Source organism: Clostridioides sp. LIBA-7678, assembly GCF_056716065.1.
Genome location: NZ_CP196987.1, coordinates 3,290,175 through 3,317,028 on the forward strand (window position 1 = coordinate 3,290,175; position 26,854 = coordinate 3,317,028).

The window sequence follows — 26,854 nt, forward strand, 5'->3', positions numbered from 1 at the left end:
TATTCTTTACTTTATTTCAATTACATCAATTGATATTATATAATTTTTCATATTTATTCATCATTACATCCAAAGTAAACTTATCTTCATATATCTCTAAAGATTTTAATTTCATGATTTCAATCATATCCTTATTTTCAATCAATTTTTCTAAACAATTAAATCCTTGCATATGATTACCAACTTCAAACAATAAGCCATTTTTATTATTAACAACTATCTCATTATTTCCAACAACATCAGTGGCAACAATTGGTAATGATGAAGCAAGAGATTCAATCAACACATATGGCATTCCTTCATATAATGATGTAGTTAATACTATATCAAAAATACCCAATATATCTTCTGTATCCTTTCTAAAGCCTGTGAATATAATCTTTTCTTCTAATCCCTCTTGTAATACTTGTTCTTTCATAGTTTTATATAAATCACCATCTCCAACATAAATAAATTTCACATCTGAATATTTATTTAATGTTTCTTTAGCTATATTGATAAATGTAACAGGATCTTTTTGTTCATCAACTCGTGATACAACACCTATAGTCATAATTTGTGTATCTATTTTAAATTCTCTCTCTAATTTATTTTTAATAAAAATATTGCCTATACTGTTATTTTCCTTAATACCATTGTAAATTACAATAAATTTATCACATTTATCTATATTATGATTTAGTGCATAATTTTTCTCTCCAAGAGAAACATTTATAGTTTTAGTTGTAAAATATCTACTTAAAATTTTTTCTATAAATATATATATTTCTTTTTTTATTTTGGATAAATAAATATTTTGAAAAACATATGCATGTGGTGTATAATATACAAACTTAACTCCAATAAGTCTAGCCGCAATTCTACCTACTGCACCAGCTTTTGAACTATGACAATGTACTATATCTGGATTTATTTTTTTTAATACACTATAAATATTTTTAAATGCGACAATATCATTTAAGCCTATTTTATTACTTAGACTCTTAATCTCTATCAAATGAATACCTAGATTTATTAAGTTTGGGAACTCCTCTAGCATTACATCATCTGCCCTATGGGAGTTATATAGAAAATAAATATCAAATTTATCTTTATCTAAACTTTTCATAAGATCTATTATGTGTCTTCTCACTCCACCTCCTAATGCTTCTGAAATTAATGCTATTTTTACTTTCATAATTTATTCTATCTCCTCTAAATTAAAATCAATAAATAAAAATTTCTAGAATTCATTTTTTGAATTTTCAAATCTAAGTATCTGATTAGCTACCAATCCAGCAAACACCCAAAAAATCACAGATGTACCTGTAAAACTATCATTAAATATACCTTGTATTGTATATGCTAATACGCCTATAGTAAATATGTATAAATATTTATTTTCTTTCCTATCAACACAACTATAAAAAGCACCTTTTATTAAGAGTAATATTGTTCCAACTAATCCAACTAATCCTACAATACCACTTCCATAAAGTACTGTTATGTACCAATTATGTGGTTTATCTATAGTATCACCAAATGAGTTAAGAGTTCCATGTTTACCCTCACTTATTATTTTATAAGGTAATGTATCAAATCCATTACCTAATATTGGATTATCAATCAACTCTATTGTTTTACCCCAAATATTTAATCTATCAGTACTCAGTTCATTAACTTTTTGAAAAGTTTTAGAATCTGCTATTCTAGTTATAGTTGTATTTGGATTTGCTTCTATAGCTTTATTTTCTTTATATAAATTATAGGAAAATAGTATTAATCCTATAGATATAACTCCTACAAATAGTATTGTTGTATAATTAAAGAATTTCTTTTTATTTACAAATTTTATAATCATTAAAATAGCAATAATTATTAAAATTAATCCTGGAATTATAAATGCGGATATACTATTTAACTTCCCAAATATAGAAAATGATTCTTCATAGATTTTAGAATTAAATGAATTTAACACCATATATATAATTAAATTTATAATAAAAGTAATACCAACCCACACATAAAAATCTTTCTTATCTACAAATCGCCATGCTAAAATTAATATAATAGGAATTGATATTATCATAGTAATGAATCCACTTGATGAAGTTGAAGTTAATATCATTGTAAAAGACATTACTTCACCTAATAATATCCATATTTTTCGTTTCATATTTTTTTCAAGTAGTATGTAAAGTAAACTTACCCCAAAAATAACTGAAGCTATACCACTCATAAAATTATAATGATACAAAGTGGTCCAAAAAGTTCCTGACAATTCACCACCACCAAGAATCAATCTAACAATTTTATAGTCTAATATATTTACTCCAAAAAATTCAAATAAACCTAAAGATAGATTTATAATCATAAATGGAAACAATCCAAAATAAAATAACTTAAGGTCTTTTGCATCTATTTTGATATTATATAAAATAAAAAATATAGTTATGTAACAAAACCAAGCTAATGAACCTTCAAATCTATCAATATTACCAAATAGAGCTATATCTTTATAGTCTGAAACAATAACTGAAAAGATTACCCCTATTGTAAGTATAAGTAACAATATATTTATTTTTCTATTTTTTAAGTTTTCTTTAAGAAATACTATTTTGTACATGAAAAAAAGAAAAACAATAGATGTTCCTAAATAAAGTACTGCTGTCTTATAAAAGTTAAATATTTCTATTCTTTGCCCTGAAGAATATATTGATAGTGTAAAAATTGGGCTATAATTTGTAGAATCATAGCTATGAACTATCATTGGAATAACACACATCATAGCTAATAAAATAAATAAAATAATTTTATCTACTTGTTCAATTTTTCCTCTATTATAATATTTATCTAACATATCTTTCTCCTTTTACTTTAATTGTGATAAAACCTTATCTACCCTATCTTTATAATTTTCTTGAGCTCCTAACTGAATTGCTTCTGTAATCATCTGTTTTGCTAATTCTTTATCTCCATTTTGCAATGCTGTTTCAGAGTACAAAAGTATAAAGGATGCTGTTTTTCTTGTTTGTGGATATTTATTATAGACCTTTTCTATTTCATTTTGTAAAGATTTATAATCATTAGCTTTTTTATATAACTCAACTTTAGATAAACTTAATGCATCACTTTCACCATATTTTTTTTCCAATTCAGTTATTTTATTTAAAGAATTTTTTGTATCTTCCTTGTCAGAATTGGCTTCAAGATATATATTATAATCCTTTTTTCTCTCAGCAATTTGAGCACTTCCTTGAAACGCAGAAAATCCAAAAATCAAAATTGCTAAAACAGATATTCCTAAAACACACTTATTAGTTATATTCAACTTACCATTTCCTCCTCATTTATTCTCATTTCACTAAGATTCTCCATAAAATGAGTATACACTACTTTTCAAATTATTAAAACTTTATTGAGCAATAATTTTAAAAATTTAATATTAAAAATAGTATATTTATTTTGAACTTAGCACTATACTTTTCCACAAAAATAAGTTATATAGCTACCTTACAATAATTAATCTATTGTAATAAGTTTATATAACCTATTTTTTATATTATTTATTTTGATTTATCTCATACAAATTTTTATATCCTAATAAATATACATAGATCATCATATAGTTTCACATCATGTATTATTTATTTTATTTATAACTTTTTAATGTTGCTGATGAAGTTGTATTGTTATATCCATCATCTATACTTCCTGATCTTCCCCATTTACTTACCTTTCTATCAGAATCATAGATTTCTACAGCTTCTACATAATATCCATCTGGTGCACTAATCATAAATGAATCTGTAGTTGTTACTTGAGTCCAACTACTTTTTGATATTGTAGTTCCTATACTCATTGCAGATGGTCTATATTTCACTATTCTGTAATATATCTTATAACTAGAATTTCTAGGTTCTTTTGGTATTTTTAGCATTACTTTTCCCTCTTTTGGAGGAGAACATGGATCTACATATACATAGATTCCACCTGCTTCTTTGTCATCATTATCTTTTATATTTTCATCAGTAGCTTGATTGCCACTTACTGCTGGAGACTTAGTTCCACTTATTAAATCAATCTTTCCTGAATTTTTTATAGTTGTATTTGATGCATCACTAACTATTTTAGTTATAGTTCCACTGTTATTTATGTAAGTATTCTTAGATGTATCCAGTAATGTTATTTTCCAGATATCAGCATCTTTTTCATTTTCTATTTTACAACCATTTGGATCATATATAGTTACCTCATTAATTGACCCTTCATTTATCAAGGTTTCAGCTTTTATATCTTTAATATCCATCTGACCTGTCATATCTCCATAGTTATGTATATCTCCATTTGGCATATTGATATTTACTTTTCCACTATATAACCCATTAAATTCAATTGTTATAGCTTTTTTTGTACTTATATCAATCGATCCTGTTATTTTATCATCATTTTTGAATCTTATGATATCATTAGCATCTGATTTCTTTATAGCTGTATCAAGTTCAGAAATTGTTTCGACTGTATATTTAGTTTCTTCTTGAATTTCATGTACTGACTTAAATACATCTTCATTTCCGTTTCCACCAACTTGTGTAATCTTATCAAAAACTTTGGTATCTAGTATATCTTTTTGGACAGAGTCCAATTTATTACCTGCCAAAAGAACAGGAGAACTATTTTTAGCCGCTAACACACCAACAGCTAAAGAATCAATTAAATCACCTTGTTTTTTCATACCATCTTTAGTTATATATAAATTCTTTAAGTTTGTACCTTTATAAAATTCTTCTATAACTTTTGCATTAGTTTGGTTTCTATTTTCTCCAGAAATTCTTTTAGCATTAGGAAGTGAATTTTTAACGTCTTCAGATACAGAATTATTACCACCAACTACATAAGACGTAGTTATATTATTTTTACTTATAAAATCTTTTGAAGTACTAATTCCATTAGTAGTATCTGAAAGTATTATAGGCATATTTCCTTGTGCTGCTGCTGCTCCAACACTTACAGCATCAGCTAGACCTTTTTGCCCATTTACAACAACAATTTTAGAAATATTACTCATACTATCTATTTTTTTAGCTAGTTCTAAAGAAGTAGAATATCTACTATCTCCAGATATCCTCTCTGAGTCTATATTTATACTTTTCAATTCATTTTCCAAATTTGAACTCAGTGTAATATTTCCTCCTATCAAATAAACCTTTGACACATTCAACCTTTTTAATTCAGCTTTAGTTCTTCTATCTATACTATTACTTTGTGTTAATAAAATTGGAGCATTTTTAGCTTTTGCAAAAGGGGTTGCTGATAATGCATCTGCTATTGAACTATCATTGACTAATACTGCTTCTTTTGAACTTTCCCAACCATTTTGGCTTATTTGTATAGCTGTTTCCCATCTTCCACTACCAACTAAAGATTCTTTTGTTGAAGCATTTACTGTATCTAAAGATAAGCTACTTAACATTATTGTTATTGTCAATAATGATATAATTTTTTTTGGTATATTCATAATTTGTACTCCCTTCATTTTCTAATATATTTCATTTAACACTATTATATCCTAAATAACTTAAGTACTAAGACAAATTGTAATTATAAAAATTTCAATATTCTAAAATCCTCACACATAGCATTAAAACCGTTGATATTGTATAGATAAACTTTATTAAGATAATGAATTATCTATATTTCTATTTAAACTTTTAAAATTACTTATTATCTATAAATTATAATATAAATATAATATTATTTCAATGTATATGATAACTCTGAATCTATTAGAATATTTATTTCATTATACAAAAATTAATCATTTTTTTCCATGTAAAATACTGGAATTGATTTATGTATACATAAAAGTAACAATTTTGTAATTTTATTTTATTTTACCACTTATAACTAATAGACTTTTAATACTCTTTATAGTATAATATTAAAAGGAAGAAAGAAATTTCAATCATCTCTTTTTTCCGTATTTCTCACACAAAAAGAAGCTATATTTTAAAATAATAACTATTTTAAATATAGCTTCTTTTTTCTAAGTTAAACAATTAAATCATACATTGTTACTTTACACAATTCAAAATAGTTATAAAAACTATTTTGAATTGTATTTTTAATTAATCAAACTTGTACAAATACTGTACTGTTGTTGTTCTTATTTTTCTATTTAGTTCTTCAAACATATCATAGCCTTCTAAAGCATACTCCTTAAATGGATCTTTTTGCGCATATGACTTCAGACCTATATATTGTCTTAATTGATCCATAGCATCTATATGATCCATCCAATAAGTATCAACTACTTGTAATAAAACTCTCTTTTCTAATTCTTCTATTTTTTCTATGCCAACTGCCATTTTTTTAATATCATAAACTCTTTTGGATATTTCATATGTGTGTTGTACAACTTCATCCACACTTTTTTTATCTACACCTGGAATCAACAATGTATTTGGAGGCATAAAATCATTATATAAAGATTTAAAGTAACTATAGTAATCCCTTTGATTAGATAAATATTTCTTAGCTGTGTCTTCTATTATCTCTCTAACCATTTTTTGTATATCTTCAGATATATTTAAATCATTTAAAACTCTATTTCTTTCTTCATATATAACTTTTCTTTGTTCATTAATAGTATCATCATATTTAAGTACATTTTTTCTTTGCTCAAAATTCTTACCTTCTATTCCTCTTTGAGCTCTCTCTATAGCTTTAGATAATGATTTACTCTCAATTGCATCTTCATCTTTAGCATTCATTCTTTTTAAAATCTTTTCAATTCCTTTTCCACCATATAACTTTATCATTTCATCTTCTAAACTAACAAAAAATCTAGATGTTCCTGGATCTCCTTGACGTCCAGAACGACCTCTAAGTTGGTTATCAATTCTTCTTGATTCATGTCTTTCAGTTCCTATAACATATAATCCACCAATATCTCTTACTTTTTCTTCTTCAATTTTATCTCCTGCACCTAGTGCTATATCAGTTCCTCTCCCTGCCATGTTAGTTGCAATAGTAACAGAACCTAACTTTCCAGCTCTTGATATAATTTCAGCTTCTTTATCATGTTGTTTGGCATTTAGAACTTCATGCTTTATTCCTCGTTTTTTTAACATACTTGAAAGCATCTCTGATTTTTCTATTGAAACAGTACCTACTAATACTGGTTGCTTAGTTTTATTTATCTTTATTATTTCCTCTACAACTGCATTATATTTTGCATCTTCTGTTCTAAATACTTTATCTTGTAAATCAGCTCTTATAACAGGTTTATTTGTTGGTATCTGAACAACATTCAATTTATAAATTGATTCAAATTCGCTTTCTTCTGTTTTTGCAGTACCAGTCATTCCTGAAAGTTTTTCGTATAGTCTAAAGAAATTTTGAAAAGTAACTGTTGCTAATGTTTTAGACTCATCTTTAATTTTTACCCCTTCTTTTGCTTCTATAGCTTGGTGAAGACCATCTGTATACCTTCTTCCATCTAATATCCTACCAGTAAATTCATCTACTATTTGTATTTCTTCGTCTTGGACAACATACTCAACATCTCTCTCCATTAATTTATGTGCTCTTAATGCTTGATTTGTATGATGATAAATCTCTATATTATCTATGTGAGTTATATTTTCTATACCAAAAAAAGTCTCTGCTTTACTTAAACCTGTGTGTGTAAGACATATAGTGTTTTCTTTCTTATCTATTTCATAATCTTCTTCTTTTAAAGTTTTAATAAAAGCATTTGCAAGTTCATATAACTTAGTATCTTCTTTTCCACTACCAGCGATTATAAGCGGAGTTCTTGCTTCATCTATCAAAATTGAGTCTACTTCATCTACTATAGAGTAATATAACTCTCTTTGAACTTTTTCAGATTTTCTAGTTACCATATTATCTCTTAGATAATCAAATCCAAATTCATTATTTGTACCATAAGTTATATCACAATTATACTGTTTTTTTCTATCTTCTGGTAATAAATTAGCTGTAATAACCCCTACACTCAATCCTAAAAATTCATAAACTGGTTGCATAGTTTCTTTATCTCTTTGTGCTAGATATTCATTGACAGTTACTACATGTACTCCTTTTCCTAAAAGGGCATTTAAATATATGGGAGCAACCCCAACTAGTGTCTTACCTTCACCAGTTCTCATTTCTGCTATTTTGCCTTGATGCAGTACTATCCCACCGATTAATTGAACTCTATATTGGCGCATTCCGAGTACTCTCTTAGAAACTTCTCTAACTACTGCAAAAGCTTCTTGCAATATATCATCTAAAGTTTCTCCTTGTTTTAATCTATCTTTAAATATATTTGTCATATTTTTTAATTCTTCATCACTTAAAGATTCCATTTTGGGTTCTAAAGTATCTATATCATCAACTATATAATTCAGTACTTTAATTTCTAGTTCATCTGATTTATCTACAATTCTATCTAAAACTGTCATTTATAATGTTCCTCCTTATTTGCTTTTCAAATACTATTATACATTAAAATTATAGATAAGTAGACATTTTTTTTTAAGTATAGTATAATAGGTTTACTTAAATAAATAATTATTTCTTTTATATTTAAGTATTTCTCACAAAAAAAGGAGGCTAATATTAGTCTCCTTTTTATTTTGCTAAATATTTAATACAATAAAGAACTCCTATATAAGGAGTCCTTTATTGTATTAATGAAATTTATTACATATCTAATAAATCTTTTATTTTATTTATAACTGAAGTAGCTATTCCTTGACCAACCTGTGTTAAATCTTTAGAATACTTTTCTCCTACAACCTTGCTTATAGCAACAGATTGATCAGAAGATAAAGAGTCAGTAGCTAATACAACTGGAGCAAGTTTATATCCAGCAACAGCTCCTACTGCTAATGCATCAACTAATTGATCTTCTTTTGTAGATCCATCTTTAGCTACATAGAAATTAAATACTCCTGCATCACTACTTAAAGCACTTGAATCTTTATCTAAAACTGCAGCTTTAGCTATTTCAGTATCATTAGCATAATATGTTTTTATAACTTCAGAGTTAGTGTCTTGTCTATCATCACCTTTAACTCTTGTAACTCCTTTACCAGTAGCATCTGATATAGCTTCTTCCATCTTTTCAGATACACTTGCAAATCCACCTATTATATCTACATCGGCGCTTCCTAAGAAACTATCTAAGTCATCAGATATTTTATCAGCTTTTCCATCTACAACTACTATTGGAGTAGCATGTCCATCTGTTCTATCTACAACACCATTACCATCTAATTTAGTAGAAGCAACTGAAGCTATACTCATAGCATCTGCTAGTCCTGTACCACCAACTACATAAGCTTTATCATTATCTAAGCCTATTTCATCTGCTATTTTTAAAGAAGTTTCATATCTGTCATCACCTGAGAATCTTTCAACTTTTAATCCCATTGATTCTAATTCTGTTACAACTTCTTTAGATACACTATTAACTCCACCAGCTATATAAACTGTTTTTCCTGTTACTTCTGTTGAAGTTTTTAAATCTAAAACTCTCTTTATTTCAGATTTTACTGATGAATCTAATTTATCTTTTGAAGTTAATAATAGTGGAGCATCTTTCTCTGCTGCTAAAGGAGCTGCAACTAATCCATCTACTAATGCATTTGCACCTACTAACACAACATTTTTAACATTTTCTTTAACATCAGCTGAATGATCTGCTTTTTCACCATCATTATTGTAATATTCTTTACTTATTTCTATAGCTGTTTGTATTCTGTCATCACCAGCTAAAGTTGTAGTATTAGAATAACTAGCATTTAGTTTTTGTAATTCTTCTACTGCAGTCTTTAAATTACTTTTACTAGTAGATTTTAAAGTTAATATTACTGGTGTATTACCATATGCAGTTCCTTCATTATAGTTTGTAGCTCTATAAGTTGAGAAACCTTGTAATCTCTTTCCTTTTGGATAAAGAACTACTTGATAGTAACTATCAGTTTTACTAAAATCTGAAGCATTTATAGTCTTTAATGCATTTTCTAAATCTTTGTCTTCAAATACATATTTTTCAGCTATATCTTTTGCACTATCCTTTGCATCACTAGATACAACTACTGTTTTTTCACTAGCTGCTACAACTTTAACTTCAACAGTTTTAGCATTATTATAAGTTAAATCTATAATAGCATATTCTCCTGCTTCTAAATTTTTTAAAGTTGTTTTTACATAATCTTCATTTCCATTAGCTGTAGTTAAAGTTTGTTCTGAATAAACTTTTTTATCCCCAGTTGGAGTTGAAGCATCTTTCTCATTTGCATCATAGAAAGTAACTTTTGTATCCTTGTTCAAAATAACTGCACCTGTTGTTAAGTTTTGTGCTGCTAAAATATCCTTTACTAAATCACTAGCTTTAGTATTTGATACTGTATACTTATCATTTGTACCATCTTGTAGTGATATTACATCTGAAGCTGCTGCAAAAACTGGAGCAGCAGATCCTACTACAGTAACAGCTGCCATAGCCATTGCTAAATTTCTTTTCTTCATTTAAAAATTCCTCCCAACATTATATTAAATTACATCTCTTATTATGTACATTAAAATTTCATGTTCATATTAATCCAAATATTTCTCACATCTCTATGATAGACTATCTAAAATAATTTTTCAATAATTTATGCAAAATTATAAGAAGTTTTTTCCAACATTTTTCTTTCTTTTTTTACTTTTTACAGGCATTTAAAATTAAAATTATTTATAAATTTAATTTTTTATTTTAAATCAGCTATTTAAAAACTCCATTGTAGCATGTACTTCACCATTTGATGATACATACATACCAAATCCAAAACTGTAAAATTCACTTTTTAACAGATTATCATTATATTTTGAAGACTTTTTCCATAAATCAAAGATAGAATTAGCAATCTCTTTTGCTTCTTTATCTCCATATACAGATTTAGTGTTCATAGGTAAGTATGCAATATTTTCACCACTTCTCATTCCAAACCCAGAAAATACCTCAGCTGCATTTTTTCCATTAATCTCATGAGCAAATATTTCATTTTCATACATATACTTAGACCATGCATTTGCCATTCCAGTCAAAGATTCCAATTCTTTTAAAGTTTTTTTGCCCTTTTCTTTTCTATAAGAATTAATCAGATTGTATATTTCATTAGAAACCATTGACTTAAACTCATAACTATTGGGGTCGTTTGTATTTGTATTTACAATTACTTTGACATTTACACTAATCTCACACTTTTTACCAAAATTATCATAAGCACTTATTTTTAAAACATAAGTTCCTACCTTACTAGTGTCCACATTTCCATCAATACTAGCCTTTAAATCATTTCCATAATAATCAGTAGCAACTATATTCAACATACTATTATCGAACTTATCTCCTACAGAAATCTCAACATTATTAGCAGTTATCGTAGGCAGTGTATTTTTATCAGATGCAGAACTAATGCACTGTTCAACAACCTTCTTATCTATCCCTCCTAAAGAAGTAACTTCATCAGCACCTCTAAGTACACTCTTATCACTTCCATCATTAACAAGCACTATAGGCTTGTCCTTAGCTAATGGAGCGCCAGCCACAGCATCAACTAACTTATACCCTTGAGAAACATAAAACTTCTTCATTCCCTTATAAAATCGTTGTATAACCTTCTTGTTAGTCTCAAATCTATCCTTTCCAGCAATTCTAACAGAATTAGTCTTACTCACAAGCTCATTACTCATTATTTCCTCTGAACCAAGGGAATAGCACTGAGCACCATCAACTTTAAATGGAACACTCTTTCCATCTGTAAGTATAACAGGCACACCATCTCTAGCAGCCACAGATGAAACGCTCATTGCATCAGCTTCACCTGCATATCCATTTACAAGAAATACCTTATCACCTTTATTTACTGGTTTAATAGTAGAGATTTCTTTTGCTATAAGATAACTAGTCTTTATCCTATCTTCTCCACCAATTCTCTTAACCTCAATCCCTTTATTCTTAAGTTGAGTTTCTACAGATTTACTTATAGTATCTTCTGTTCCTATAACATAAGCATTCTTAACACCCTTTAATCTTTTTTCAACATCAGTTGGTATCTTATCTTTTTTTACCAGCATTATAGGAGCTTTAGCCACCCCTGATAATCCACTTGCACTTAATCCATCCACTATAGAATTATCAGTATTTACTAGTATAACTGTATCATATATTTGTTTGTCAGCTATTAATGCAGAAGTCTCATATCTATCCTTCCCTTGTATCTTTTCTATACCTGAAAATGCATTAATATTTGGTGCACCTGCCATCATTAATGTTACTGCCAATCCTATCGATAATATTCTCTTATTTACCTTCATCGAACTCCTCCTACTAATTTTTATATAATTCAACTCATTATAAATTACATCCTCAGTAGTCATTCCCTCAAAACTTATAAATTGCTAAAATAAAAAACACCTAAAATACCATAATCTATAAAAGCAATAACAAAACAGATTACAAAAAGTACTTTAGATGTGATTTTCATTTTATAATATCAGTAAATTAATAAAAAAACAAGATTTTTGGTATTTTTTACAAGCTACCTTCATTGCCATTTAAAAATTCTTGAGTAGCATGTACTTGACCATCAGACAGTATATAAATCCCAAACCCAGTACTGTAAAACTCATTACTAAGCATATTTACATTGTATTCAGGAGACTTCTTCCACGCTTCAAATATAGTCTTTGCCAAATCTTTTGCATCTTGAGTTGTCTGAACATCCTTAGAGTTGATATAAATATATGCTATATTCTCTTCACTTCTCATTCCAAATTCAGAAAATACTTGTGGCGCATTTTTACCATCTATATAATGTGCAAAAACTTTTTTATCCATCATATACTTAGACCATGCATTTGCCATACCTTCTAGCTTACTAGACACTACCAAAGGCTCTTTACCTTTTTCTTTCCTATAAGAATTAATTAAATTATACATTTCAGTAGATACCATTTTTTTGAATTCTGGGCTATTGTAATCATTAGATTTATCATCTAAAACTTCTATTTGAACTCTTTTTTCTGTACTTTTACCCCACTCATCTGTAGCTTTTAATGTCAATATGTATGTACCTACTCTATTTGTATCTATAAACCCATCAATTTTTATTGGCAATACCTTCCCAGTATTATCTTTAGCAACTATGTTTAACTTACCACTGTCAAACTTTTCACCTTTATATAGCTCTGTTGTCCCTATTGTAATTGTTGGAGATTGTCCATTTGACTTTGAAGCACTTATACATTGTTCTATCACCTTGTCACTCAATTCTCCTACAGAAGTTATATGATTTGCTCCTTCCAACACAGATTTATTACTACCATCATTTACTAATACTACTGGATATTCTTTAGTCAGGGGTGCAGCTGCTATAGCATCTACTAACTGATATCCATCCGATATATAGAATCCATCTACATTTTTATAAAAGTAGTTTATTACTTCTTTGTTAGTTTCAAATCTGTCAGTTCCTTCTATTCTAACTGAGTTTGTGTTTTTTACTAAAGAACTGCTCATTATCTCTTCTGACCCTATACAATAAGACTGAACATTTTTGACATCAAAAGGCACACTCTTTCCATCTGTAAGTATAATTGGAACTCCATCTCTAGTAGCTACTGATGATACACTCATTGCATCTGCTTCTCCACTATAGGCATTAGTTAATAGTACTTTGTCCACTTTTTTTATACTTGCTATTTCTTTAGCTATTAGATAACTTGTTTTTAGTCTATCTTCTCCACCAATTCTTTTTACTTCTATATGTTTAGAATCTAGTTCTTTTTCTACTGATTTACTTATAGTATCTTCTGTACCTATTATGTATGCTTTTTTGATATTTTTTAGACATCTATTTGTCTCTGTTGGTATCTTATTTTTTTGTGTAAATAATATTGGTGCTTTTGTGGCACCTGACAACCCACTTGCACTTAATCCATCTGCAAGCGATTTTTCTGTATTTACTAAAATTACTGTTTCATAAGTTTGTCTATCAGCTATCTTTGCTGCTGTTTCATATCTATCTTTGCCATATATTTTTTCTACTACTGATGATGCATTTACACTTTTGAAGTTTACCAAGATTAATGATACTGCTAGACCTAATGATAATATTTTTTTATTCATTTTCATATCCCCCTGATGATTTTTATGTTTTATATTTATATTCTGTTTACTTTTTTTAATTATTTTGTTATTTTTTGTATATTATAAAGTATATCTTATATAAATATATTCCGTCTATATATTAATATTTTATTTAATTAAAAATTCAAAAACCATCGCTAGTTATATTTTAAATATTTATAAAATATATTTCACTAATAAATATAATTTACATCATTTTATAAGTTAAATTTAATTCCACTTAAATTATAATACATATTTCACTATAATATTATTAAGACAATATAAATAAAAATAAGAATGTACTTAGATATATAATTTATATCTAAATACATTCTTATTTTAAGCTTACTTATTTATATTTACTTTGATATTTATTTTGATTCAATTAAACTCTTAATCTTATCTACTACAGATGAAGCTATTCCTCCACCTATCTCAAATAACTTAGATGAATTTTTATTTTTCAACGAAATTTCTTGTGATTTATCTAACGTATTTGTAGCAAGTACAACTGGCGAATTATTTTTAGCTGCAAATGGTCCAACTGCTAAAGCATCTATAAGCTTATCTTGATTAGCAACTACAACTCCATCAAGTTTAGATTGAGAATAGAATTTATCTATTACCTTAGCATTTGTCTCTTGTCTATTTTGACCTGCTATTCTATTTTTTGATACATCTTTATTCGTTATTTTTCCAACTTGCTCAATAGCCTTGTTAGATATCTTTTCTACTCCACCAACAAAGTATACATTCGATACTTTATTAGATTTGATAAATTGTTCAGCTTCATTGTCTACACCATCTTTTTGTGTGAGTACTATTGGAGTTTTTTCCTTTCCAGCTAATGATGCTATTGATAATGAATCAGCTTCTCCATTTCCTGCCCCTATATATAACTTGCTTACACTATTTGTCTTATCAATTTCTCTTGCTATATTAATAGAAGTCTGATATCTTGTATCTCCACCTATTCTTTGTACTGCTATTTTTGAATTTATAGCCTTAATTGCTTCAACTACTGCATTTGGCATAGAATTATTTCCACCTATTACAACCACTTTTGATGGATTTAATCTTTTTATTTCTTCTACTGTTTTTTGAGGAAGCTTATCATTTGAAGATAAAAGAATAGGTGAATTTTTTACACTAGCAAGTGGTGTAGCAGTAAGCCCATCCACCATACTTCTGTCTTCTCCATTTACTATTACAACTGTATCTGATTTTGTCCAGCCACTTTGAGATATTTTAACAGCAGTTTCAAATCTATCTGCACCTTTTAATTTTTTTACTGTAACATTAGAAGTAGAGTCACTTGAACTTCCTCCACTAGAACTACCACCTCCAGATGAACCACCTGAATTATTATTTCCACCATTATTATTGTCATCCGAACCGTCTGGTAGTAACTCATCTGGTTTAGCTAGCTCATTATCAACTACATACTCTAAACTTTTTGGAAGTGTAACTTCAACATACTTACTTATTGTAGCCTTTCTTCCTTTACTTGATTTTTGAGATAATCCAAGCTTTAATACTATATTTGAACCACTTTCCTCTGTTTCTTTACTAACAACAGAGTATTTTATTCTAATATTATTTAATAAGTATTCTAATGCCTCACTCTTTTCAACCTTATATTTTTCAGGGTCAGTTTTGCTAATACCACTTCCACCAATTGGTTTTACTTCATTTTCATTGACAAGAGTGAATACTAAGCCTTCACTAGAACTTATACTTTCAAAGTCTACAGACTTATTATTATATGTAACGATTTTTAAAGCTGGCTTAACATTTGTCCCATTTCCTAATACTTTATACTCAGCATTTGAATTACCACCAAATTTCTTTACAGAAATCCTTCCTATGCTTAATGCATCTCCATCTAGTAAATCTTCACTTGATGTAACATATATATCTAATGTAGTTGTATTACTTCCTTTATTATAATCTGCTCTACAAGTTGCATTAGCATTTTCATTTTTTATCTGCTTTGATATATTATCAGACCACTTAATCTTTTGACCTGGTTCATTATCTATTACTTCAACCTCACCTTGCACCTTTATACTAGCTTGAAACGAATACACTATATTCTCTACTGACTCCACAGAAATATCTATAGTATTTACCTTTTCATACGTCTTTGTTCCCTGCAACACTGGAGCAGCATATGCACATGTCGCACTTCCAGTTATAGCTACTGCCATACTCGACACTGCAATAGTTCTTATAAAAGATTTTCCTTTACTCATTAACACCCGTCCTTATCTATCATCAGCTAGATGAATAAAATCCTTTATCCATCTAGCTTCTTATATTTAATTTATAAATTACCCTAAATTTATAGTTACATTATATATGCTTTATTTTTGATAAATTGCTTTTTCAAAACTTTTTTAGCTACTACTCACACAAAATGCCCAATATCATACTGATATCTTAGTCTTTTCAGACTTTCACATACTATTTATCTCTGACAATATTACTCTTTACTTTATTATTCACAGTAATTACCTTCTTATCACTCACATCAATAGTACTTCTTGTAGCCTTTCTAGCTTTACTATTACTATCAGTAAGACTTATCGTCTTTAACTCATCATAAGTTGTAGCTCCCACAGGTACATACATTGTATCACTTACAAATCTTTGACCTACTGGAGTATCTCCCTGAAGGTCATTGTATCTATAAAGTTCTGCCTTAACCTTATCACTTAAAGAGTTGAAGTCTTCTTTTGGCATATAATAAACCCATGTTCCTTTACTTATCTCACCTAATTGTCCATTTTTTGGCACCTCTGCAAATAAAAGAGCTTCTCCAGAGATAGTTTTATTGTTTTTATCTACAAGTAATGGTAAGTTAAATGCTGGATTTCCACTATATTCTCCTGTAATTATTATTGAACCTACTGGAATCTTAGCTGTTTCATCTTCACTTGTATTAGGGTCATCACTTTGATATATATAATCCTCTGCTAACTTTCCAATTCCATTAGTACGAGTTTGGTCTACACTATTCACTGTTCCAATCTCTATATTGTCGCCTGGAGGCCCTATTATATCTAACTCTGCAACTTCTATATTAGACTTATTGTTAGATATTAATTTTACATATCTAGCTTGATATGTCCAAAGCTTACCATCTTTATTAAATGTAACTCTAGCTTCATTGTCTTGGTCTTTTCCTCCACCAACTAAGTCTTGTCCATATTCAAAAGTTCCTTGACTCACATCTTCCCAAGTTTTTTTATCATTACTTACTTGTATCTTGTAAGTAGTCAATGGACTATATGTTGTGCTAGTATCCTTTCTAAGACTAAACAGTCCTTTTAGTGAAAACTTTCTAGCTTCTGTCTTTGGTTTTGTATACTTTAATCCAACTATAGGTAATGTCTCTTTCATATCTACTATTATATATGGATTTTCTTCTACATTTATATCTGGGTCTTTTTGTGGGTCTTTGTTCCATTCAGCTTTACTAATTCTCTTTCCTTTATAAGTAGTGCTTGCATCATTATCTTTTATATTATCAATCTCAGGATTTTGTAGTGGTCCATGTGAGTCATTTTCAGTTCTAATGTCACCATCAGAAACAGTATTTGTTATAAATGACCATGCTGACTTATTAATTTTTCCTTCATCAGATAATTTTACAGTACCAACTTCAAACTCGTCTGTTGGATTTAAGTGATAGTCATATGCAACTACTTTATATGTAAATGCTCTGTTATTAAGAGGAGATATATTGTCAGTAAATTGAGCTTTACTATTTCCTTTTGCATCCACAAAACCTACTGTTCTGTATTTTACTTGAGTTCCATTTTCACCATCTAAGTAGTTTCCATCACTTCTTATTATTTCATATCCTAATATTTTATCTTTGTCTTTATCAACATCTAAATCTATAGCTATCTTATTAGATTTAACTAAAGAGCCACTTTGCACTCCATCAGCAAAACTAGCACTTACCTTAGTATTTTCTGCCATGTTAGATATGTTTTCATTTAAAATATTTCTTCTAGCCTCATCATTTACATACTGTATCTTTCTAGTCTCTTTTTCAAACTTCTTACTATCCATTATACTGTTTAGCTCTGGTGTAATCTCTACTCCCCATGCCTTAAAGTAATCTCTTAAATCTTTTTCAACGACACTTGATGCCATAGCAACTAGCATTTGGTCTTTTGGTAAGTTATTTATTGGGTCATCACTTGAAAGTGCTCTATATTTTCTAGAAATTTTAGCATAGAATGAATCATTACCTAAATCAGCATCTGAATTATTCTTTAACATTGAACCAGTAAAATCATCGTCATATGCTAAATGTAATTGCCATAACATTCCAAGTCTTTCAAATACGTTACTTGGTATTCCCAAACTATTTGAAGTAACATGTTCATATATCTTATCCATTGTAGAACCTTCAAGTCTTGAATGTGTCTCATCATCAAATGTCTGAGCAAGTAGTGCAAGTACATTGTTACTAGTCTCACTGTATGTCATCTTACCTATATCTGTAACATGTCCTATCTCATGACCTATTCCCCATCCAAATAAACTTCCTCCACTAGCTTTTCCATTAGCATCTATTTGGAAAGGTACTCCATTCATAAGCCCTGGAACTGAGCCGTATTCCACTCCTACATGTAGACCAGAAGCATACATAAATGCTCCAATAAACATTCTTTGATATTTTATGTTCATACGAGATTTTGGAGCCATATCATTTTTAGTTATATTAAACTCATTATCGTCTATAGTTCCATTACCATCTAAATCTTGTGTCTTAAATACGCCTCTTTCAGAGTATATTAAATCCATAATTTGTTCCCATGCAAGCATACTGTTATATAGTCTATCTACTTGTGTGTTTAAATCATAATTTCCTTTTGATATTCCTTGATATACAGCTGTTGCTGGAACGTTTAATGTTACTTTGTCACTTTCAATGTCAGTAGTATTTAATACACCTGTTGTTTCTGAATATCCATATGAATTACCAATATTTGTGCCTGGATAGTATGGTTCTCCTTTTATCTCATTCTTATATTTAGCTAATTCTTCTATATAAACTTTTATTTTTTCTTTAGATTTAGAAACCCCCTCAGGGCTATTGTCGTTTATCATTCCATTTAAGTTAAGATGTGGTATCTTAGTAGCTCCTGCTACACGCACTTTTATATCTCCACCACTTGGAGTATCATAAGGGTATCTTATATATAAGCTTCCTCCACGTTCTGCATCTAAGCTGTGAAGCTTACTCAACTGAATTACATTTTTACCAGTGTTAAGGTTTATTTCTCCACTCTTATATGCTCCAGACTCTCCATAATATTGTGTATAGATTAACTTAGGAGTCTTACCACTTTTACTTCCAACATATATCGTAATTTCATCTCCAGCTCTAGCAGCTACTCCCAATGCCTGCCAGTCATTTCCCATACCTAAGTTATTCGACTTAATAGTATAGTTTCCACTCTTATCTTTATATTTTCCTGATACATTTATATCTTGATTAACAGTAGTCACATCAGTAAGTGTTGCTCTATCATTATATAAGTCTTGAGCTAATTTTAATTCTCTTTCTATAACAGTCTTATATGGATGATATTCTCCACTTGCTGTATCTGGAGTATTAAGTCTATCTTTTAGTTCTGTTATTTTTTCTTGAGTTATACCTTCTTTTAATTCGACTTGTAAATCGTCTGTAAATAAATCTCTTACCTCTTTTTCTATACTGTCATACTCATAGAATTTAAGCTCTGATATATTAGATTTATATGAATAAGACGAGCAAACACTAACTTGTATCTTAGTCGCATTTATTGGTTCTTTTAATCTAACCATCACGTATTTATTATTATTTACAGGGTCTGTCTTTGTTTCAAAAGGTGCATCGCCTAAATTATGTAGTTGACCATTTTCATCCCAATATTGTATCTCAAAGTCATTTATTGTCTTATCAGAAACATCAAATCTAGGTGTAGCCATAAAAGTATCCATAGTATAAGCTTTATCAAAAGTTATGATTGGTCCTCTATTTGTTCCTTCAGCTGCATTATAACTTGGGAATGTCCAGTGTGTTGTAAAGTCTCCATCAACTACATTAAATTTGTTAAATGGATTTTTATCACTATATTCTTTTGTATCATATCCAGCTGGATAAGTAACATCTATTATATGATTAGTTGGTATTCCAAATCCAGCATCAGATTTAGGAGTATTAATCAATCTATAGTTAGGTGTTGTTGGTGCATCTACACTTTCAGTTGTGCCTAGATATATCTTAGACATTCCACTAGTACCTAAGTGATTAGTAGCTGTCATTCTAACTTCATACGTTGTATTATCTTTAAGCCCTTCTATTTTTGAACTTGTTCCACGAATAAGCTTATCATTGTATTTTATCCAAGAACCATTAGAACCTTTTTCTCTGTAATATAAGTCAAAATCTTTAGCTTGTTTATGATTTTTCCAACTTACATCAAGAGCTTTAAATCTTCCTTTAATGCTTATGCCTTCTGGTGGCTCTGGTCTTGTATCTGGAACAACTTGAAACTCTATTATACTGTCTGGGCTAAATTGTATAGGCTTGTAGTTTGAGTCCACATTTTCTGGTACTCCATCTAAATTGCTTGGTGAAGCTTCTTTATATCCACTAGACCAATCGCCATTTAAAGACTGTATGCTAACTCTATATAGACCATACGCATCTATATCTCTAACCTCTATAGAATTTTTGCTAGTTTGTAATTTTTTAGTTGATAATACTTTTCCTTTACTATCAATTGTGTCTAATATAAGTTCATATGCAGACACATTAACTTCATTGTTCCAATAAAAAGATACCTTTTCATTTCCAACAGCAGTACTAGTTGCTATTCTGTTAATTTTAGGTATATTCATATCTGGCTTTGGTATTTCTTTATAAACATTATTTAAAAATTCAACTTTAGATATTTCTGCAAGATTTCTATCATTGGCTGTTGTAGCTGTTATTTTTATAGTTATCTTTTTCACTGCTACTTGTTTTCCAAGATTTATCACTATATCGCTATTTTGAACATCTGCATATGTTTCTAAAGCTGACCTACTATATGTAGATGTTGTAGAGTTATCATCTTTACTAATATTATTATCTTCTTTTGGTGTATCTTTGTCTAAATCAGATTTATCTGTTGATGAACTTTCTTTATCATTACTTTCCTTATTATTGTTTTCTTGTTCATTTGTATTAGAATTTGATTCTTCTTTATCATTCTTTTCTTCTTGAGTATTATCCAAGTTATTATCAGGTTGTTCTGTATTTTCTTCTTTATTATTTACTTCTTCTTGTTGTTCCTCTTTTAAAGTTTTTACATACTCTTTGTTTTCATAAGGAATCTCTTGAACATTACCATCTTTATCTGTAATCTCAACTATTCCTTTTGCTGGAGCACTCCCTTCAGGAGCTTTAATATTTATAACTTCCATATCAAGAGCTTCTGATAAAGCTATATCCATTACTGCTGGTTTTTCTTCTGATATCTTATCCTCTTTATTTGCTGGAGATATTGTAACTCCACTACTTTCTCCACTAAATAAATCTTCTACAGTACCTTGAATATCTGTATCAGTATTTTTTTCTAATATTACTTTGCTTGTATCTACTATAGGATTGGTAGGTACTATACTTTCTAGACTATTTGCATTTTCATTTTGTCCTAGATTTTTATGCACATAGTCTAGGTCAGCAATATCTACCTTTCCATCTCTATTTAAATCATATTCTTTTTTATTTGAATCTATATTTTCTAGAACTTCATTATAATCATTTTTATCTACTTTGCCGTCTCCATTTACATCACCCATTAAGAATAGTTCATAGTTTAAAGGTTTATTTTTATTATCTACACTTGCTCTATTACTTAATAAAACCCTTTGAGAATAATTTGATATATCAATATCTTTAACTTCTTTACTCTTAAATCCACTTCCAGAGACTTCTACCTTGTATTTTCCAACAGGTAAATTGCTGAACATAATATTATAATATGATATATTTTCATCTTTATCTTTTACTTCACTTCTATTGGCAGATAATTTTTTGATAGTATAGTCTATAGTATCTGTTCCTATATTTATACTTCCTAAATTTTTACCTCCAAGTTTTATTATCCCACTATTATTATTACCATCTTTTAATTGTAGCTGTATATCAGTTATACTTTCTGATTCATTATTTTTGATTGGAAGTGAAAAATTTAAATCCACTTCTAGATTCCCCTTTAGCTTTTCTGTAACTGATTTTTCAACTGCCCTTAGTTTTCCCTCTAATATAGGCTCTGCAAAAACATTCAATGGTGCACTACACATAGATACTGCTAGTACACAAGATATTGCCTTTTTCATGAAATAACAATCCTCCCTCAATAAATCTTTAATTTTCCATGAATTTAAATGCTATAGTTTCAGACAATAAAAAAAGACACTCAAAGAGAATCTTTATTATGAATAAAAAGAATTTGCTCTTTTTAGCAACTGGCTGATATGGCTTTATAAGCTTTAATCCCTATAGTTTTGCGTCATTAGATTTCCCTAATTTTGCCATTTAATTTTCAATGCTTTTATACCCATTTTATACTATATTTAAACTTTTTAATACAAATTTTTTATGTTAAAATCCAAAAAAAGAATATTTATATTATTATGTTAATATAAATATTCTTTCTCATTATAAATACATTACTTATACGTTATTTTCTAATTATTATCTTATTACATATTTCCAGCACTTATATATTATTCTTATCAAAATATCTAAATCTTGGTAAATACTTATTCTTTATATCTTCCATAAAACTCATGTGTTGCATATATAGTCTTATCACCTGTCATAGTTAATCCAAATCCCATTATCTCATATCCCTTATGCAACATATTTGTACCTTCCTCAGGATTGGTCTTCCACTCATTAAAAATAAAGTTTCCTATATCATCTGCATCCCTATTTGTATATACAGGCTTATCTGGTATTTTATACTTAATTATATTTTCCCCTTGAACAGAAATGTATCCAGGCTTAATCTCACTCCAATCTAAGTATTTCAAAAAAGTAGAATACGAATTTTTACCATTTATAGTATGAGATAAAGTCTTTTTATTTGCCATTAAATTAGACCAGTCATTTGCTAAACCTTCTAATCTACTTGCTACAGATAACTCTCTTACTCCATTTTCTTTTCTGTATTGTTTTGTAAGAGCATATATTTTTCCCTTTATTCTGTCCTTAAACACCTTATCATTTGGATTATAGTATAATCCTTGTTGATTTGGTGAGGCTTGATTTATACATTGCTTGATGACATTCTGATTTATTCCTCCTAGTACAGTTAATTTATCTGCACCACTTAAAATACTCTTATTGCTACCATTTTCAACTAAAACCACAGGTGCATTTTTTGCTATTGTAGAAGCTACCAATGCATCAGTTAGTTGCATACCTTTACTTAAATAAAATTCTTTACTGTCTTTATAAAATTCTTGTATAACTCTTTTATTTGTGTCAAATCTATCTGTACCACCCAATCTAACAGAATTTGTACTCTTAACCAGTTCATCACTTATTATCTCGCTAGAACCAAGTGCATAACTCTTTAATCCTGTTGTATCAAATCCTACACTGCTTCCATCTGTAAGTATTATAGGTACTCCATCTCTTGCTGCTACTGGTGATGCACTTATTGCATCTGCTTCTCCTGTGATTCCATTAGCTATAATTACTTTATCGATTGGTTTAATTTCTTTGATTTTCTCAGCTATCTTTACACTTGTATCAAATCTATTTTCGCCAAATATTCTCTCTACAACCTTATTTTTAGATATCAATTGATTTTCTATACCTTTACTGATAGTTGATTCTGAACCTATTATATATACATTCTTTGCTTTATTTAATCTTTCCATTGTAGTATTTGGGATTTGATTTTGTTTTGTCATTAAAATAGGCGCGTTTAATGCTCCTGCTAAACCACTTGCGCTCAAGCCATCTGACAAGCTATTATCCGAATTGATTAGTATTGCTGTATTATAGTTTTGTTTGTCTGCTATTTTTGCTGCTGTCTCATATCTGTCAATTCCTTTTATTTGTTCAACTGATGTGAGTGCATTTACTCTAGGAGTATTTACCATTACTAAAAATAGTGTAAGTCCTATAGCAAATATCTTTCTACTATTCTTCATATTTTTTTACCCCCAATATTAGTTTTTATAATTTTGTTATATTGATTTTACTTAGACTTAATAAAAAGTTACAATTTTGTTACCATATTTTATATATGATACCATAGTTATCCATCTAACTCAAACAATATAATTAAAGTTTTTATTATTCATAAATTCAAAACATTATAACTTATTTTCTTTAATTAAGTGATAGGCTCAAAAGTTTTATTAAGTTATATACTTAAAACAATATAGTTTAATAAGTATTTATTTTCTATAACCTTTCTTAATACATAAAGTTTTTTAAATAAATATCTTAAGATAACATCTACCACAAGATATAATAATCAAAAACAATAAAAAGATGGTATCCTAACTTATTTTAAGATACCATCTTGTCATTATTTCTATTTTAATTGTTTATACTTATTTATTATCTATATTATATCTTACTTAGCTAAACATTATCTAAACAAAATTACAAATTTAAATTTTATATACTATTAGTTTCTAGTAAATAAGTTTATTTTTTCTGCTATTTTCTCAATAGCATTTTTAGCTATTCCTTCACCTATTTGTACTAACTTAGTAGCATTCTTAAGTCTTAATTCAACTACTTCTTCTTGTGACTTAGAAAGTTCTTCTGTAGTTAATATTATTGGTGCCTTTGCACTAGCTGCAAGTGGTGCTGCTGTAAGTGCATCAACTAATTGTCCATTTCCACCTACATAACCATCTTTTGCAACATATGCTTTAGTTGCTCCTGCATAGTACTTGTTGATTACTTTAGCATTAGTGTCTTTTCTGTTTTCTCCTGCTAATCTTTCAACTTTATTATTTAAATCTATTTCAACTAATTTGTTTTCAACGTCTTTTGATACAGAGTTCTCTCCACCAACTATTTCTAATTCTTTTCCATTTAATAACTTCTCAGCTTTAGCATCCAATTCGTTACCTGTAACTATTATTGGAGCACCAAATTGAGCAGCTCTAGCAGATATACTCATAGCATCTGCTTCTCCATTTCCACCTACTACGAAAGCAGTTTTAAATGTATCTTTTAATTGTTTTGCTATTTCTAAAGAAGTCTCAAATCTATCTTCTCCAGAAACTCTTTCAACTTTACTTACACCTAACTTAGCAAGTTTTTCTTCAGTTTCTTTTGATATTTTAGATTCTCCACCTACTATATATATCTTCTTAGAAGATAAGTTGCTTCCAAGTACTCTTAATATCTCAGCTTCTATTTCTGATGGTAATGAATCTTTCTTTGATAATAGTATTGGTGCATTTTTTTGAGATGCAAGTGGTGCTGATGCCAATCCATCAACTATAGCATCTTCTCCAACTAAGATTATTGCTTCGGCTGCTCCATCATTAAATCTCTCTTTACTAACCTCTACTGCTGTTGTAAATCTTGAATCTCCAGATAAAACTTCTACCTTTAATTCTTTTCCATCTTTAACATCAGTTAATACTTTGTGTAAATCTCTTACTAACTTATGATTTTTACTTGATATACTTATTGTTTCTGGCTTTTCATTTGTCTTGCTTAAAATCATATCAAAGCTTGATTTTTCTGGCTTATCTTTATCATCACTATCTTCTTGCTCTTGAGTAAGTATAGCTACATTTTCAAATGTTAAAGAATATCCATTTTTAACTTTATTAACTATTTCTCTTCCTGATGTAGTCAATCTAACTCCATCGAATAAATCTTCTGCTGATACATCTTGTAAATCTGCATTTTTAACTGTTATTGTATGTAATTCTTTTGATTCTATATCACTATATTTCTTTTCATAGCCTTCAAAAGTACTTTCTTCTGATATTATTTGTTTTGAGAAATCTAAGTGTTGGTCTCCCACATTTATAGTAATAACATTTTTTGAATCTTTTGCTCTTTTTACTTCAACTGAGCTTGTAGATTTTATTGTTGCTGTTAATTTACTATCAGAATCTTCTGCTAAAGTTGCATTGAAAGCATTAACTGCATCTACTATTTCTTGGGCTGTTTTGTAGTTTTCAATTTTATAGTCAACTACTTTTCCACCTAGAGTTTGATGACCTTTGTCTTGTATTGTAACTTTTAAACTTTGTCCTTCTACTAATGCATTTATTTTGTTTTGTAATTGAGTTGCATTAGTTAAAGTTATATTGTCTACTTTTATATCATAAACTCTGTCATTTACATTTGCTCCTGCTTTTGTCTCTTCAAACTTAATTTCTAATGCTTTTCTAACTTCTTCAATTAATTTAGTAGAATCTTTCGCACTTACTGTGTAACTTTTATCAACATTTTCTGACACAGTGTTATCTGCGAATATTGGTGCTGCTGCACTCATAACTGTGGCTCCTGCCATTACTATTGCCATACTTCTCTTCTTGTTGCTCAACATATTTATGTCCTCCGAATATTGTTTTTTAATTTTTTTATATTCGTATTTCCCACATATAAATAATATTATATATAAT

Annotated in this window: 12 protein-coding genes and 1 riboswitch; all 12 genes read right to left on the minus strand. The window is 28.8% G+C overall.

Features of this window, described 5'->3' with window-relative positions; genetic code table 11:
• Positions 1-25: 25 nt before the first annotated feature.
• The 12 genes from ACTG46_RS15405 to ACTG46_RS15460 all read right to left on the minus strand — a co-directional run bounded on the left by ACTG46_RS15405 (position 26) and on the right by ACTG46_RS15460 (position 26,778).
• Positions 26-1,177, minus strand: coding sequence for a glycosyltransferase family 4 protein (locus ACTG46_RS15405; protein WP_479923129.1), 1,152 nt, complete (start codon positions 1,175-1,177; stop codon positions 26-28).
• A 45-nt stretch (positions 1,178-1,222) separates the two neighbouring features.
• Positions 1,223-2,839: an O-antigen ligase family protein gene (locus ACTG46_RS15410; RefSeq protein WP_479923130.1), complete on the minus strand. Its 1,617-nt coding sequence runs from the start codon at positions 2,837-2,839 to the stop codon at positions 1,223-1,225.
• A gap of 12 nt (positions 2,840-2,851) precedes the next feature.
• Entirely contained in the window at positions 2,852-3,310 is a 459-nt protein-coding gene (locus ACTG46_RS15415) for a hypothetical protein (RefSeq protein WP_479923131.1), read from the minus strand.
• A gap of 321 nt (positions 3,311-3,631) precedes the next feature.
• A complete protein-coding gene (locus ACTG46_RS15420; RefSeq protein ID WP_479923132.1) occupies positions 3,632-5,497 on the minus strand; it encodes a cell wall-binding repeat-containing protein in 1,866 nt (621 codons plus the stop codon).
• Between the two features lie 610 nt (positions 5,498-6,107).
• Complete coding sequence (secA, locus tag ACTG46_RS15425) at positions 6,108-8,450, minus strand: preprotein translocase subunit SecA (RefSeq protein ID WP_479923133.1); 2,343 nt, start codon at positions 8,448-8,450, stop codon at positions 6,108-6,110.
• A gap of 241 nt (positions 8,451-8,691) precedes the next feature.
• Positions 8,692-10,524, minus strand: coding sequence for an S-layer protein SlpA (gene slpA / locus ACTG46_RS15430; protein WP_479923134.1), 1,833 nt, complete (start codon positions 10,522-10,524; stop codon positions 8,692-8,694).
• A 234-nt stretch (positions 10,525-10,758) separates the two neighbouring features.
• Positions 10,759-12,357, minus strand: a complete 1,599-nt coding sequence (locus ACTG46_RS15435; RefSeq protein WP_479923135.1) for a cell wall-binding repeat-containing protein — start codon at positions 12,355-12,357, stop codon at positions 10,759-10,761.
• Between the two features lie 217 nt (positions 12,358-12,574).
• Positions 12,575-14,176: a cell wall-binding repeat-containing protein gene (locus tag ACTG46_RS15440; protein ID WP_479923136.1), complete on the minus strand. Its 1,602-nt coding sequence runs from the start codon at positions 14,174-14,176 to the stop codon at positions 12,575-12,577.
• A 368-nt stretch (positions 14,177-14,544) separates the two neighbouring features.
• On the minus strand, positions 14,545-16,428 hold the full coding sequence (locus ACTG46_RS15445) for a cell wall-binding repeat-containing protein (protein WP_479923137.1): 1,884 nt from the start codon (positions 16,426-16,428) through the stop codon (positions 14,545-14,547).
• A gap of 211 nt (positions 16,429-16,639) precedes the next feature.
• Positions 16,640-22,567, minus strand: a complete 5,928-nt coding sequence (locus ACTG46_RS15450) for a M60 family metallopeptidase (RefSeq protein ID WP_479923138.1) — start codon at positions 22,565-22,567, stop codon at positions 16,640-16,642.
• Positions 22,568-22,688: 121 nt separating this feature from the next.
• Positions 22,689-22,774, minus strand: a riboswitch (cyclic di-GMP riboswitch).
• 219 nt (positions 22,775-22,993) lie between these two features.
• Positions 22,994-24,397, minus strand: coding sequence for a cell wall-binding repeat-containing protein (locus tag ACTG46_RS15455; RefSeq protein WP_074180158.1), 1,404 nt, complete (start codon positions 24,395-24,397; stop codon positions 22,994-22,996).
• Positions 24,398-24,882: 485 nt separating this feature from the next.
• Positions 24,883-26,778, minus strand: coding sequence for a cell wall-binding repeat-containing protein (locus ACTG46_RS15460; RefSeq protein ID WP_479923139.1), 1,896 nt, complete (start codon positions 26,776-26,778; stop codon positions 24,883-24,885).
• Positions 26,779-26,854 lie beyond the last annotated feature (76 nt).

Bases quoted from the DNA above. Each gene is read 5' to 3' on its own strand.
- ACTG46_RS15405 (WP_479923129.1), bottom strand. From the start codon at position 1,177: ATGAAAGTAAAAATAGCATTAATTTCAGAAGCATTAGGAGGTGGAGTG.
- ACTG46_RS15410 (WP_479923130.1), bottom strand. From the start codon at position 2,839: ATGTTAGATAAATATTATAATAGAGGAAAAATTGAACAAGTAGATAAA.
- ACTG46_RS15420 (WP_479923132.1), bottom strand. From the start codon at position 5,497: ATGAATATACCAAAAAAAATTATATCATTATTGACAATAACAATAATG.
- secA (WP_479923133.1), bottom strand. From the start codon at position 8,450: ATGACAGTTTTAGATAGAATTGTAGATAAATCAGATGAACTAGAAATT.
- slpA (WP_479923134.1), bottom strand. From the start codon at position 10,524: ATGAAGAAAAGAAATTTAGCAATGGCTATGGCAGCTGTTACTGTAGTA.
- ACTG46_RS15435 (WP_479923135.1), bottom strand. From the start codon at position 12,357: ATGAAGGTAAATAAGAGAATATTATCGATAGGATTGGCAGTAACATTA.
- ACTG46_RS15440 (WP_479923136.1), bottom strand. From the start codon at position 14,176: ATGAAAATGAATAAAAAAATATTATCATTAGGTCTAGCAGTATCATTA.
- ACTG46_RS15445 (WP_479923137.1), bottom strand. From the start codon at position 16,428: ATGAGTAAAGGAAAATCTTTTATAAGAACTATTGCAGTGTCGAGTATG.
- ACTG46_RS15450 (WP_479923138.1), bottom strand. From the start codon at position 22,567: ATGAAAAAGGCAATATCTTGTGTACTAGCAGTATCTATGTGTAGTGCA.
- ACTG46_RS15455 (WP_074180158.1), bottom strand. From the start codon at position 24,397: ATGAAGAATAGTAGAAAGATATTTGCTATAGGACTTACACTATTTTTA.
- ACTG46_RS15460 (WP_479923139.1), bottom strand. From the start codon at position 26,778: ATGTTGAGCAACAAGAAGAGAAGTATGGCAATAGTAATGGCAGGAGCC.